General features: G+C 66.3%; 14 protein-coding genes. 13 read left to right on the forward strand and 1 reads right to left on the reverse strand.

All coding sequences use genetic code 11. The features are described 5' to 3' along the window. Positions 1-174 precede the first annotated feature (174 nt). The 13 genes from ybiB (at position 175) to VARPA_RS20255 (ending at position 11,278) form a co-directional block, all read left to right on the forward strand. Positions 175-1,080: a DNA-binding protein YbiB gene (ybiB, locus tag VARPA_RS20195; RefSeq protein ID WP_013542432.1), complete on the forward strand. Its 906-nt coding sequence runs from the start codon at positions 175-177 to the stop codon at positions 1,078-1,080. Continuing rightward, positions 1,077-1,877 (forward strand): uroporphyrinogen-III C-methyltransferase, encoded by an 801-nt coding sequence (cobA, locus tag VARPA_RS20200; RefSeq protein WP_013542433.1) that lies wholly within the window; start codon positions 1,077-1,079, stop codon positions 1,875-1,877. Before ybiB ends, cobA begins: the two co-directional genes overlap by 4 nt. A gap of 4 nt (positions 1,878-1,881) precedes the next feature. Then, entirely contained in the window at positions 1,882-2,334 is a 453-nt protein-coding gene (locus VARPA_RS20205) for a gamma-glutamylcyclotransferase family protein (RefSeq protein ID WP_013542434.1), read from the forward strand. 177 nt (positions 2,335-2,511) lie between these two features. After that, positions 2,512-3,537, forward strand: coding sequence for an ABC transporter ATP-binding protein (locus VARPA_RS20210; RefSeq protein ID WP_013542435.1), 1,026 nt, complete (start codon positions 2,512-2,514; stop codon positions 3,535-3,537). Positions 3,538-3,601: 64 nt separating this feature from the next. Next, positions 3,602-4,870, forward strand: coding sequence for an ABC transporter substrate-binding protein (locus VARPA_RS20215; protein ID WP_013542436.1), 1,269 nt, complete (start codon positions 3,602-3,604; stop codon positions 4,868-4,870). A gap of 16 nt (positions 4,871-4,886) precedes the next feature. Next, complete coding sequence (locus VARPA_RS20220) at positions 4,887-5,804, forward strand: ABC transporter permease (RefSeq protein ID WP_013542437.1); 918 nt, start codon at positions 4,887-4,889, stop codon at positions 5,802-5,804. A gap of 1 nt (position 5,805) precedes the next feature. Beyond that, entirely contained in the window at positions 5,806-6,696 is an 891-nt protein-coding gene (locus VARPA_RS20225) for an ABC transporter permease (protein WP_013542438.1), read from the forward strand. A 67-nt stretch (positions 6,697-6,763) separates the two neighbouring features. Next, entirely contained in the window at positions 6,764-7,888 is a 1,125-nt protein-coding gene (locus VARPA_RS20230; protein WP_013542439.1) for a sterol desaturase family protein, read from the forward strand. Continuing rightward, positions 7,888-8,679: a YaeF family permuted papain-like enzyme gene (locus tag VARPA_RS20235; protein ID WP_013542440.1), complete on the forward strand. Its 792-nt coding sequence runs from the start codon at positions 7,888-7,890 to the stop codon at positions 8,677-8,679. Before VARPA_RS20230 ends, VARPA_RS20235 begins: the two co-directional genes overlap by 1 nt. Before the next feature lie 5 nt (positions 8,680-8,684). Further along, the gene (locus VARPA_RS20240) at positions 8,685-9,920 is read left to right on the forward strand and encodes an NAD(P)/FAD-dependent oxidoreductase (protein ID WP_041942970.1); all 1,236 of its coding nucleotides are present in this window, start codon (positions 8,685-8,687) and stop codon (positions 9,918-9,920) included. A 110-nt stretch (positions 9,921-10,030) separates the two neighbouring features. Beyond that, a complete protein-coding gene (gene rpsU / locus VARPA_RS20245) occupies positions 10,031-10,243 on the forward strand; it encodes a 30S ribosomal protein S21 (RefSeq protein WP_007833691.1) in 213 nt (70 codons plus the stop codon). Positions 10,244-10,352: 109 nt separating this feature from the next. Continuing rightward, positions 10,353-10,802, forward strand: a complete 450-nt coding sequence (locus tag VARPA_RS20250) for a GatB/YqeY domain-containing protein (protein WP_013542442.1) — start codon at positions 10,353-10,355, stop codon at positions 10,800-10,802. Next, positions 10,802-11,278 carry an NUDIX domain-containing protein gene (locus tag VARPA_RS20255; RefSeq protein WP_013542443.1) on the forward strand — a complete coding sequence of 159 codons (477 nt, stop codon included), beginning with the start codon at positions 10,802-10,804 and terminating at the stop codon, positions 11,276-11,278. The genes VARPA_RS20250 and VARPA_RS20255 overlap by 1 nt, the downstream gene beginning before the upstream one ends. A 19-nt stretch (positions 11,279-11,297) precedes the next feature. On the opposite strand, the gene VARPA_RS20260 is transcribed toward VARPA_RS20255, so the two are convergent. Continuing rightward, positions 11,298-12,059 (reverse strand): sulfite exporter TauE/SafE family protein, encoded by a 762-nt coding sequence (locus VARPA_RS20260; protein ID WP_013542444.1) that lies wholly within the window; start codon positions 12,057-12,059, stop codon positions 11,298-11,300. Positions 12,060-12,082: the final 23 nt, after the last annotated feature.

A 12,082-nucleotide genomic window follows, 5' to 3' on the forward strand; every position in this document is an offset into this window, starting at 1 on the left:
TGCCGGCCAAGCGCTACTTTGCTACATACAAGGGTCGGGGCGGGGGCAAGCGGCGTACCTATGGAGCGCTCTGCCCGCCCCATCCCAACCTTCCCCCAGAGGGGGAAGGGGCAAAACCAGTGCATAAGCCGACTCGCATTCCGGCATAAGCGTTGCAGGACAATCCGCCTACCCATGGGAATCAGCCAATACATCAAGGAAATCGGCCGCGGCGCGCGAGGCGCCAAGCCGCTCACGCGCGAACAGGCCACCGACCTGTTCGGCCAGGTGCTTGACGGCACCGTCACCGACCTCGAAATCGGCGGCTTCTGCCTCGCGATGCGCATCAAGGGCGAGACGCCCGAAGAGATGGCCGGTTTTCTCGATGCCACGCATGCGCGGCTGCAGCACATTCCCGCCGGCGACCGCCCGCTCATCGTGCTGCCCAGCTACAACGGCGCGCGCAAGCTCCCGGTGCTCACCCCTTTGCTGGCGCTGCTGCTGGCCCGCGAAGGCCTTCCGGTGCTGGTGCATGGCAGCGCCACCGAAACGGCACGCGTGCTCGCCTCGAACGTGCTCGCCGCGCTAGACGTGCCGCCCATGACCGACATCGGGCCCATCGCGAGCGGCACCGTGGGCTTCGCCGCAACCGAACTGCTGAACCCCGCGCTCAAGCGCCTGCTCGACGTGCGCCGCGTCGTCGGCCTGCGCAACCCCGGCCACAGCGTGGTCAAGCTGATGCAGCCCACGGCCGGCCCGGCCGTGGTGGTTGCCAGCTACACGCACCCCGAATACGCCCGCGTCATGGCCGAGACCTTCGAGCTCATGGGCACCACCGCCCTGCTCTCGCGCGGCCTCGAAGGCGAAGTGGTCTCCGACCCGCGCCGCACCGCGCAGATCGACGGCTTCCTCTGCGGCGTGCGCACCGAACTGCAGGCACAGGCCAGCGGCACCGCGACCGAGGTGCCTGGGCTTCCGAAGGAAATCGACGTCGCCACCACGGCCGATTACACGCGGCGCGTATTGAATGGCGAGCTTCCCGTGCCCGAAGCCATCGCCACACAGGTCGGGCACATCAAGCAACTGGCATCCCACGCATGAACAACGCATCCACCCTCATCACCGGCCGCTGCACGCTGGTGGGCGCCGGCCCCGGCGACCCGGAATTGCTGACCATCAAGGCCGTGAAGGCGATCCAGGCCGCCACGGTGCTGCTGGTCGACGACCTCGTGAGCGACGAAATCCTGGCCTATGCCCGCCCCGGCGCGCGCATCGTGCACGTGGGCAAGCGCGGCGGTTGCAAGAGCACGCCTCAGGCCTTCATCGAGCGGCTGATGATCACCGCGGTGCGCGAGGGCGAAACCGTGGTGCGCCTGAAGGGCGGCGACCCGTTCATCTTCGGACGCGGCGGCGAAGAGGTGGAGCACCTGCGCGAAGCCGGCATCGCATGCGCGGTGGTCAACGGCATCACCGCCGGCCTCGCAGCCGTGACCTCGCTGGGCGTGCCGCTCACCCACCGCGACCACGCGCAGGGCGTGGTGTTCGTCACCGGCCACGCCAAGACCGGCGCGGGTGCGCAGGATGACCCGACCGACTGGCGCGCACTCGCCGCGATGGCGCACAACGCGCGCCTCACGCTGGTGATCTACATGGGTGTGGCGGGCGCGGCGCGCATCGAGCGTGAGCTGCTGCAGGGCCTGCCGGGGGACACGCCCGTTGCCGTTGTCCAGCACGCAAGCCTGCCGCACCAGCGCCACATCGCGACCACGCTCGACGGGCTGCAGGCACGCATCGCCGAAGCCGGGCTCGCGAGCCCTGCGGTGATCGTGGTGGGCGACGTGCTGCGCGGACTGGCCGCGGCGGCGCTGCCGGTGAGCGCGGACCGGTTCGGCACCTAGGCGAATGGCGAGCACGACCAACAGCCTGGTGTTCGTGTTCGGCACGCTGAAGGAAGGGTTTCCCAACTTCTCCCGCAACTCGGGCGTTCGCGTGCCGGGGACATATGCCACGGCGCTGGCATTTCCGTTCCATCTGGTCGGTGAACGCTTCTCCCCGTGGATGATGGATTCGCCCGGCCTTGGCCATCACGTTCGGGGGCAGCTCTTCGACATCGACGCGGCCGGGCTGGGGGAAATGGATCTGCTCGAAAGGGTCGGCGAGCCTGATGGCTACGTGCGGCGAAGAATCTCGATCCAGCGGGTCGACGACCTCGCCGCGTGCGAAGTCGAGGCGTTTGTCTATTTGAAACCGCCGCAATTGCTCGAGCCCAGCGAGGTTCGCCTCGGGCCTCTGCAGGAGTACACCGAAGCGCACTCGACGCTGTACAGAAGCCGGAGCGGCGCGCAAAAAAGCTGACTCGCCGGGCAACGGGTCGCATACCAGCCACCGCCTCCCCATCGAGATTTGGTCGGCAGGCTGACCCACGCGGTGCCCTGAGGCGGTGCCTTGGTGGCCGCCCCGTTCCGGGGCCTACGTGGCATGGAGCGTGCTTAGACCGTGCATGCCTGTCTCCAGCCCGTTTTCCGCCCGGCAATGAACGCCGTCGCCCCGCTCCCGCCCGCCGCGGTCGAGATCGTCGCGCTCAGCAAGCGCTACGCCCCCGGCACGCCGGCCGCCGTCGACGCCATCGATCTGCGCATCGCCAGCGGCAGTTATTGCTGCCTGCTGGGGCCCTCAGGCTGCGGCAAGAGCACCACGCTGCGCATGATCGCGGGGCATGAATCGGTCACCAGCGGCGACATCCTCCTGGACAACCGCAACATCACCAACCTGCCCGCCGCCGCGCGCGGCACGGCGATGATGTTCCAGAGCTTCGCGCTGTTCCCGCACCTCTCGGCCACCGACAACGTGGCTTTCAGCCTCAAGATGAAAGGCGTCGGCAAGGCCGAGCGCCAGAAGCGTGCGCGCGACCTGCTGGCGCGCGTCGCGATGGGCCACTTGGCCGAGCGCAAGCCGGGCGAGCTCTCCGGCGGCCAGCAGCAGCGCGTGGCGCTGGCGCGCGCGCTCATCACCGAGCCGCGCGTGCTGCTGCTCGATGAACCGCTGTCGGCGCTGGACCCGTTCCTGCGCATCCAGATGCGCGCCGAACTGCGGCGCTGGCAGAAGGAACTGGGCCTGACCTTCGTGCACGTGACGCACTCGCAGGAAGAAGCCATGGCGCTGGCCGACACGATGGTGGTGATGAACCACGGCGTGATCGAGCAGGTCGGCTCGCCGCACGAGATCTACAACCACCCCGCCAACGAATTCGTGGCGCGCTTCATGGGCGGCCACAACGTGATCGACACGCTCGCCGGGCCGATTGCGGTGCGCAACGACCACATGCGGATCGCCGCGAACTCGCAGGCCGATGGCCTGGCCGCCGCGATCACCGACGTCGAATACCAGGGCACCTACGTGCTGCTCGGCCTGGTGTTGGAAGCCGCCGCGCCGGAGCGCCGCAACGTGTCGGTGCTGCTGGGCGAAGCCGCCTTTCTCGCGAGCCCCTACGCGCAAGGCGAGACGGTTCGCCTGTCGTGGGCCGAAGCCGACGCGCGCGCGCTCGCCGTGGCGCCGTAGTCCTCTTTTTCCTTCTTTTCCCCCTCCCTCGTTTGCCTCTTTTTCTTCCACGGAGACTTTGCCAATGACCGAACCCATCGACTCGTCCGCCGGCGTCAAGCGCCGCGCCCTGCTGCAAGGCACCGCCGGCATCCTGGCCACGGGCATCGCGCCCTTCGTGCATGCACAGGAAAAGATCGTGCTGCGCTACTTGGGCACCGCGGTGAACCAGGACAAGGCGATCGCCGAGAAGTTCAAGGCCGACACCGGCATCGAGATCCAGTACGTGGCCGTGACCACCGACGACGTGACCAAACGCGCGGTGACCGCGCCCAACAGCTTCGACCTGATCGACACCGAGTTCTTCTCGCTCAAGAAGATCGTGCCGACCGGCAACCTGAAAGGCATCGACACCAATCGCGTGAAAAACGCCGCCAAGATCACCTCGCTCTTCACCAAGGGCGAAGTGGGCGGCAAGAAGGTCGGCGACCAGGGCACGGCGCCCATCAAGGTGATTTACCTCGAAGGCGAGAAGAGCAAGGCGTTCGCGAAGTCGCCGTCGCAGTTCATGTCGCTGATTCCGACCACCTACAACGCCGACACGCTGGGCATTCGCCCCGACCTCATCAAGCGCCCGATCGGCTCGTGGGCCGAGTTGCTGAACCCCGAGTTCAAGGGCAAGGCCGCCATCCTGAACATTCCCTCGATCGGCATCATGGACGCCGCGATGGTGGTGGAGGCCAAGGGCATACACAAGTACGCCGACAAGGGCAACATGACCAAGGCCGAGATCGACCTCACGATCAAGACCTTGATCGAGGCCAAAAAGGCCGGCCAGTTCCGCGCGCTGTGGAAGGACTTCAACGAGTCGGTCAACCTCATGGCTTCGGGCGAAGTGGTGATCCAGTCGATGTGGTCGCCGGCCGTCACCGCGGTGCGCGGCAAGGGCATCGACTGCACCTTCCAGCCCCTGAAGGAAGGCTATCGCGCCTGGGCCTCGGGCTTCGGCCTGCCGGCCACGCTCTCGGGCAAGAAGCTCGACGGCGCGTACGAGTTCATCAACTGGTTCCTCGACGGCTGGGCCGGCGCGTACCTCAATCGCCAGGGCTACTACAGCGCCGTGCTGGACACCGCCAAGACCAAGATGGAAGCCTACGAGTGGGCCTACTGGATGGAAGGCAAGCCCGCCGCGCAGGACATCAAGAGCCCGCAAGGCGACGTGATCGCCAAGGCCGGCGCGGTGCGCGACGGCGGCAGCTACGAGCAGCGCATGGGCGGCATCGCCTGCTGGAACGCGGTGATGGACGAGAACGAGTACATGGTGCGCAAGTGGAACGAGTTCGTCGCGGCCTGACTTCCCTTTCGATTCCGTGAGCGCTCCCGCCACCCGCGCCTCCGCTGCCGCCAACCCGCTTCACACCGTGAAGGCGTGGTGGCAGGCGGCGCCGTTCGCGCTGGTGTTTCTTCTGTTCTTCTTGATTCCGCTGGCGCTGGTCGCGATGGTCAGCCTGTGGAATTTCAACGAGTACGAGCTGATCCCCGCGATCACGCTGCGCAACTACCTGAGCCTCTTCGAGGGGTGCTCGCACCTCACCGACAACGGCGACCTGTGCGTCACGCTCAACACGTACCTGAGCACCTTCAAGTTCTGCCTGCTGGTGTGGGGCATCACGCTGCTCATCGGGTTTTCGGTCGCGTACTTTCTCGCGTTCCATGTGCGCTCCTCGACCATGCAGACAGTGCTGTTCGTGCTGTGCACCGTGCCCTTCTGGACATCGAACGTGATCCGCATGATCTCGTGGGTGCCGCTCTTGGGGCGCAACGGCCTGGTCAATCAGGGGCTGATGGGCACGGGCCTGGTGAGCCAGCCGGTCGAGTGGCTGCTGTTCTCCGATTTCTCGGTGGTGCTGGCCTTCGTGCACCTCTACACGATGTTCATGATCGTGCCGATCTTCAACAGCATGATGCGCATCGACCGGTCGCTGCTCGAAGCGGCGAACGATGCGGGCGCCACGGGCTGGCAGACGCTCTGGAACGTGGTGGTGCCGCTGTCGCGCACCGGCATCCTGATCGGCTCGATCTTCGTCATCACCATCGTGATGGGCGACTTCGTGACCATCGGCGTGATGGGCGGCCAGCAGATCGCCTCCATCGGCAAGATCATCCAGGTGCAGACCTCGTACCTGCAGTTTCCGCTGGCCGCGGCCAACGCGATGATTTTGCTGGCGGTGGTGCTGATGATCATCTGGGGCCTGACCCGGCTGGTCGATATTCGCAAGGAGCTCTGACATGCAGACACCGATCGGCGCTCAGCGTGCCCCCGGCTTCTGGCCCCTTGCGATCGTGTTCGCCTTGTTCGTGCTGTTTCTCTACGGCCCGATGATCACGATCGTCGTGCTGAGCTTCCAGGGCCCTGAAGGCGGCCTGACCTTTCCGCTGCGCGGGTTGTCGCTGCACTGGTTCTACAAGCTGGCCGAGGGCCTGGGCACCGTCGACATCGGCGCGGCCTTCAGGCGTTCGCTGGCGCTGGGCGCTGTGGTGATGGCTTTCACGGTGGTGCTGTCGGTGCTGGCCGGGCTCGCGTTCCGCAAGAAGCTCAAGGGCGGCAACGCGCTGTTCTTCGTCACGGTCGCGAGCCTGATCATGCCGTCGATCATCATTTCGCTCGGCATCGGGCTGCAGTTCCGGCTGCTTGATACCGGCATCAAGGGCGTGCTCACGGCGATGGACGCCACCACGCTGCTCGAAGGCTATGGCACCGCGCTCGGGCTCTTCAGCTCCGCCCTAGGCGCGCACCTGACTTGGACCCTGCCCTTCGGCCTGCTCATCATGTTCGCCGTGTTCAACCGCTTCAACCCGGCGTACGAAGAGGCCGCGCGCGACCTCGGGGCCACGCCGTGGCAGACCTTCCGCTTCGTGGTGCTGCCGCTGATCGGCCCCTCGATCGTCGGCATCGGCATGTTCGGCTTCACGCTCTCGTGGGACGAGATCGCCCGCACCTCGCAGGCCATCGGCGACGTCAACACGCTGCCGCTCGAATTGCAGGGGCTGACCTCGACGGTCACGACGCCGTCGATCTACGCGCTGGGAACGGTGACCACCGTCGTTTCGCTGCTGGTCATGGCCATGGCGCTGGGTGCCGCGGCGTTGTTGAGACGGCGGGCCGTTCGGCCTATGTGAGATTCATCCTACGCCGCCTAAAATCGCGCTCCAACAAAGCACAAGCGATAGAGAGAGAGAGGCGGACATGCTCGACAAACTGAACGACTTCACGGCGAGCCACGGCGAGCTGCAGCGCGGCCGTGGCCTCGTCACCGGAACCATTGCCCTGAGCCTGGCCATCCTGTGCTTCCTCGGCGTGCTGGCCTTCCACTTCCCGCAGTACCTCACCACGCCCGAGCTGCGCAAGAGCTACAACGTCGACGTGATGCGCTACATCCTGCTCGTGGCCCTGGTGGTCTCGGGCGGGCTCTCGCTGGTCAACATCATCTTCAACCGCTCGCGCTGGCTGTCGTCGGCCGCGTTCCTGCTGGTGGTGGCCTCGGCGCTGCTCGGCGGGCACAAGGTGCCGGTGCACGACTTTGCGGACAACACGCCGTACATCGGCCTCGATTGGTTCATCCTTGACCTGCTGGGCTCATCGCTCATCTTCATCTTCATCGAGAAGCTGTTTGCGCTGCGGAAAGACCAGCCGGTGTTCCGCGAAGAGTGGCAGACCGACTTCCACCACTTCGTGGTGAACCACATGATCGTGGGCTTCGTGCTGCTGGCCACCAACCTCATGGTGCACAAGCTCTTCGGCTGGGCGGCCAACGACGGCATCCGCGGCTGGGTGGGCAACCTGCCGTTCTGGGCGGGCATCCTGCTGATCATCCTGGTGGCCGATCTCGTGCAGTACTGGACGCACCGCGCGTACCACGAGGTGCCGGTGCTCTGGCGCCTGCACGCGGTGCACCACAGCGTGAAAAGCATGGACTGGATGGCCGGCTCGCGCCAGCACATCCTCGAACTGCTGATCACGCGCACGCTGGTGCTCGCGCCGATCTACGTGCTGGGCTTCAGCAAGGAAGTGATCGATGCCTACATCGTGGTGGTCGGCTTCCAGGCGGTGTTCAACCACTGCAATGTGAGCGTGCGGCTCGGCCCGCTGCGCTACATCATCGTGACGCCCAACTTCCATCACTGGCACCACAGCCAGGACATCGAGGCGCTCGACAAGAACTATTCGGCGCACTACGCCTTCCTCGACTACATCTTCGGCACCGCGGTGAAAAGCACCAAGCTCTGGCCCGAGAAGTACGGCGTGCTGGGCGACTACGTGCCCAACGGCTTCTTCAAGCAGTTGAAGTTTCCGTTCGTCTGGAAGGGATGATGCGGGCCGCTCTTGTTCGCGCCGCCGCGCTCGTGGCGGTGGCGGGTGCCGCCCTGCTGCTTTCGGCTTGCGCTACCCGGGTCGACTTGCCCACCAAGGATTCGGGCCTGCGCCTGCGGGTGCAGAGCTCGGTCATCGCACCGGGCAATGGCGGCGAGCTCATCACGGCCAGCGCGCTGGAGCCCGGCGACATCCTGCTGAGCTCGATTGCGACGGTCAATTCGTTCGGCATCCGGCTGGGCACTTTTTCGCCGGTGAGCCATGCGCTGCTGTACCTGGGCGACGGGCTGATCGCCGAAGCTGTAGGCACCGGCGTGCGCGCACGGCCGCTGGCCGACGTGGTGGCCGAAGAGCAGATGGTGGTGGCCTTCCGCGTGCCCGGCCTCGACGACGCGGGCGTTGCGAAGCTGCGCACCTGGGCCAATTCGCAGGTCGGCACGCGCTACAACACCACCGGCGTGCTGCTGAACGCGCCTTTCGTGCTGAACCGGCGCCTCTGCGAGCTGCCGTTGATTCCGTCTTCGGTGAGCAATTTCTGTATCAGCGGCATGGCCATGGTGCAGCTGGGCGCGAGCCGCGACGACCAGTTCTTCTGCTCGCAGTTCGTGCTGGAGGCCTATCGCAAGGCGGGCCTGCCGATCACCGCTGCCGATCCGCGCTGGGTGAGCCCGGCCGACCTGCTGCACATGCGCGAGGGCGACGTGCCCTCCATCGCCGCGACGCAGCCGCTGCGCTACATCGGGCACCTGAAATACAACGCGCCGCCGATCCTGGCGGCGGATGGGCCCTGACCGTCTTGAGCACTGCTACTTTCCAGTTCGATGTCGTCGTGGTCGGCGCCGGTGCGGCCGGGCTGTTCTGCGCCGGGGTCGCGGGCCAGCGCGGGCTCAAGATGCTGCTGGTCGATCACAGCGAGAAGGTCGGCGAGAAGATCCGCATCTCGGGCGGCGGGCGGGCCAATTTCACCAACCGCGACCTCGACGTGCGCGCCCCGCAGCGCCACTTCATCGGCGACAACCCGAATTTCTGCCGCTCGGCGCTGTCGCGCTATGCGCCGCAGCAGTTCATCGAGCTGGTGCAGAAACACGGCATCGCCTTTCACGAGAAGCACAAGGGGCAGCTTTTTTGCGACGGCTCCTCGCAGCAGATCGTGGACATGCTGCTGGCCGAATGCGAAGCCGGCGGGGTGACGCGATGGCAGCCGTGCAAGCTGGGGAATATTGTTTTTTCTCCCGGCGCCTCCGATGCAGCGGGCGCCGGAAGCTATCGAATTGATAGCGATCGTGGCGTGATCGAGACACCGAAGCTGGTGATTGCGACCGGCGGCCTGTCGATCCCCCAGATCGGCGCCAGCGACTTCGGCTACCGCATCGCCGAGCAGTTCGGCCTGCGCGTGGTCACGCCCCGCCCCGCCCTTGTGCCGCTGACTTTCGGCGGCGAAGGCTGGGCGCCGTATGCAGAACTGGCAGGGCTGGCGCTGCCGGTGCGGATCGAAACCGGGGCCAAGAAGGAAAAGATGGCTTTTCTCGAAGACCTGCTGTTCACCCACCGCGGCCTGTCCGGCCCTGCGGTGCTGCAGATTTCGAGCTATTGGAAGCCCGGCGCCCCGCTCACCATCGATTTCGCACCCGGCACGGACGTGGCCGAGGCGCTGGGCGAGGCCAAGCTGCGGTCGAAGAAGCGCATCGCCAACGAGCTGGCGACGCTGGTGCCCTCGCGGCTGGCGGACGCCTGGGTCGGGCAGGACCCGGCCCTGCAGCGGCCCGTCAACGAGGCGGCCGACAAGGCGCTGGCGGCGCTTTCCGAGCGCATCGCCCGATGGCAGATCACCCCGAGCGGGACCGAGGGCTACAAGAAGGCCGAAGTCACCGCCGGGGGCGTCGATACCCGCGATTTGTCGTCCCAGACGATGGAATCGAAGCAGCCAGGGCTTTATTTCATCGGCGAAGTGGTCGATGTGACGGGTTGGTTGGGCGGATACAACTTCCAATGGGCCTGGGCGAGCGCTCATGCGTGCGCAACCGCGCTATAATCGCGGGCTAACTTTTGGCCTTCCCTCAACGGCCACCAAAGATTTCAGTTGAGGAACCCCGGCTTTGGGCCTCGATCTCCCCGAGCCAACTTCAGTTCAACGATTCATCAATGACCACCATCCGCGTTAAAGAAAACGAGCCCTTCGACGTCGCTCTGCGTCGCTTCAAGCGCACCATCGAAAAGCTCGGCCTGCTGACCGACCTGCGCGCCCGCGAGTTCTACGAAAAGCCGACCGCCGAGCGCAAGCGCAAGAAGGCAGCCGCCGTCAAGCGCCACTACAAGCGCGTGCGCAGCATGCAGCTGCCCAAGAAGCTGTACTAAGCAACACCTGCGGGCAGCCGGCCCTCGACGAAAGTCACCGCCCGCGCCCCGTTGCCTCAGCCGCGCCAGGGAAACCTGCCGCGGCTTTTGTTTTTTCCGAAAGGCTGACATGACACTCAAAGAACAAATCACCGAAGACATGAAGACGGCGATGCGCGCCAAGGATTCCGAGCGCCTAGCCACCATCCGCCTGCTGCTCGCCGCCATGAAGCAAAAGGAAGTCGACGAGCGCGTGGAGCTGGACGACGCCATGGTCGTGGCCATCGTCGACAAGATGGTCAAGCAGCGCAAGGATTCGATCGCCGCGTTCACCACCGGTGGTCGCCCCGACCTCGCCGACAAGGAAGCTGCCGAGATCAAGGTGATCGAGGGCTACCTGCCCCAGCGCATGAGCGCCGAGGAAACCACCGCCGCAGTCAAAGCCATCGTGGCCGAACTGGGCGCCAGCGGCCCCGGCGACATGGGCAAGGTGATGGGCGTGGTCAAGACCCGCCTGGCCGGCAAGGCCGACATGGGCCAGGTCAGCGCAGCGGTCAAGGCCGCACTGACGGGCGCCTGATGAGCGACAGCGGCGCGAGCCCCTCCGATCCGATCCTCAAGGCCTGCGCCTGCCTGGTCGACGCACGGGGCCGGCTGCTGGTGTTCCGCCATCCCGGAGATGGCAACACGCAACTGCCCAAGGGCACGATCGAGCCCGGCGAATCGCCCGAAGTGGCGGTGCGGCGCGAATTGCTCGAGGAGTCGGGCATCGACTTCACGGGCGCGCTGCAGCCGCTCGGCACGCTGGACCGCGAATGCGAAGCCGGCGTCGAGGGCAACACGCACCGCCATCCGCAGCTGTGGCATCTGTTCCTGATGCGCGCCGAGGCGCCGCTGCCCGAGACCTTCGAGCACATGGCCACGGGCAGCCCCGAAGAAGAGGGCCTGGTGTTTTCCTTCCGCTGGCTCGACGCCGACGACGCGCTCGACGACTTCGCCCTGCCCTACCGCCAGACCATCGAGCGCGTGCGCGCCGCCCTGCTGCCCGTCGTCTGATTGATTGATCGGTCGCCGGTCAGGCGATAGCCCGAACCGTCATGTACCCGCCCAGCAGCGCCAGCCCGATCAGGAAGCAGCGCTTGAACACCGCCACTGGCAGCTTCTGCCGCAACCACGTTCCGATGACCATGCCGCCGATCGCGGGCACCAGCATCGCGACCGAACTGCCCACCGCCGCCATCGGATAGCCCCCGTTCCCCGCCAGCCCGATGCCCAGCACGATGGTCGAGGTGGTGAACGAGATTCCCATCGCCTGGATCAGCGAATCGCGCTGGAAGCCCAGCGCCTGCAGATAGGGCACGGCCGGTATCGCGAACACGCCGGTCACCGCCGTCACCAACCCCGTCGCAACACCCACCAGCGGCCCCAGCCACCATTCATGCGCAGGGGGCGCGTGCAGTTGCCGCCCGGTAAGCCCCCAGAGCGCATAGGCCACCAGCGCCACGCCTAGCGCCACCGAAGCCCATGCGCCCCCCGGCGCACCGAGCCACAGCGCCCCGCCCAGCGTGCCCACCACGATCCCCGCCTGCATGCCGCCGATGCGCCGCAGCACCGCGCCGAAGCTCGCGCGCGGCCCGGTCTGCCAGATGTTGGTGACGAGCGAGGGCACGATCAGCAGGGCCGCGGCCCGCACCGGCGGCATCCACAGCGCGAGCAGCGCCATCGACACCGTCGGCAGGCCGAGCCCGATCACGCCCTTGATCACCCCGGCCAGAAGAAATACGGCAGCCGCCGCGGCCCAGTGGCCCGCCGTCAGTTCGTTGGAAAAGATCGTCATTGCCGCCGAGTCTGCAGACCCGA

It is taken from the genome of Variovorax paradoxus EPS, from assembly GCF_000184745.1.
Classification (GTDB): domain Bacteria; phylum Pseudomonadota; class Gammaproteobacteria; order Burkholderiales; family Burkholderiaceae_C; genus Variovorax; species Variovorax paradoxus_C.

Excerpts from the sequence above, each read along its gene's own strand:
- rpsU (WP_007833691.1), top strand. The coding sequence starts at position 10,031 with ATGACCACCATCCGCGTTAAAGAAAACGAGCCCTTCGACGTCGCTCTG.
- VARPA_RS20230 (WP_013542439.1), top strand. The coding sequence starts at position 6,764 with ATGCTCGACAAACTGAACGACTTCACGGCGAGCCACGGCGAGCTGCAG.
- VARPA_RS20260 (WP_013542444.1), bottom strand. The coding sequence starts at position 12,059 with ATGACGATCTTTTCCAACGAACTGACGGCGGGCCACTGGGCCGCGGCG.
- ybiB (WP_013542432.1), top strand. The coding sequence starts at position 175 with ATGGGAATCAGCCAATACATCAAGGAAATCGGCCGCGGCGCGCGAGGC.
- VARPA_RS20210 (WP_013542435.1), top strand. The coding sequence starts at position 2,512 with ATGAACGCCGTCGCCCCGCTCCCGCCCGCCGCGGTCGAGATCGTCGCG.
- VARPA_RS20225 (WP_013542438.1), top strand. The coding sequence starts at position 5,806 with ATGCAGACACCGATCGGCGCTCAGCGTGCCCCCGGCTTCTGGCCCCTT.
- VARPA_RS20235 (WP_013542440.1), top strand. The coding sequence starts at position 7,888 with ATGCGGGCCGCTCTTGTTCGCGCCGCCGCGCTCGTGGCGGTGGCGGGT.
- VARPA_RS20215 (WP_013542436.1), top strand. The coding sequence starts at position 3,602 with ATGACCGAACCCATCGACTCGTCCGCCGGCGTCAAGCGCCGCGCCCTG.
- VARPA_RS20205 (WP_013542434.1), top strand. The coding sequence starts at position 1,882 with ATGGCGAGCACGACCAACAGCCTGGTGTTCGTGTTCGGCACGCTGAAG.
- VARPA_RS20250 (WP_013542442.1), top strand. The coding sequence starts at position 10,353 with ATGACACTCAAAGAACAAATCACCGAAGACATGAAGACGGCGATGCGC.
- cobA (WP_013542433.1), top strand. The coding sequence starts at position 1,077 with ATGAACAACGCATCCACCCTCATCACCGGCCGCTGCACGCTGGTGGGC.
- VARPA_RS20255 (WP_013542443.1), top strand. The coding sequence starts at position 10,802 with ATGAGCGACAGCGGCGCGAGCCCCTCCGATCCGATCCTCAAGGCCTGC.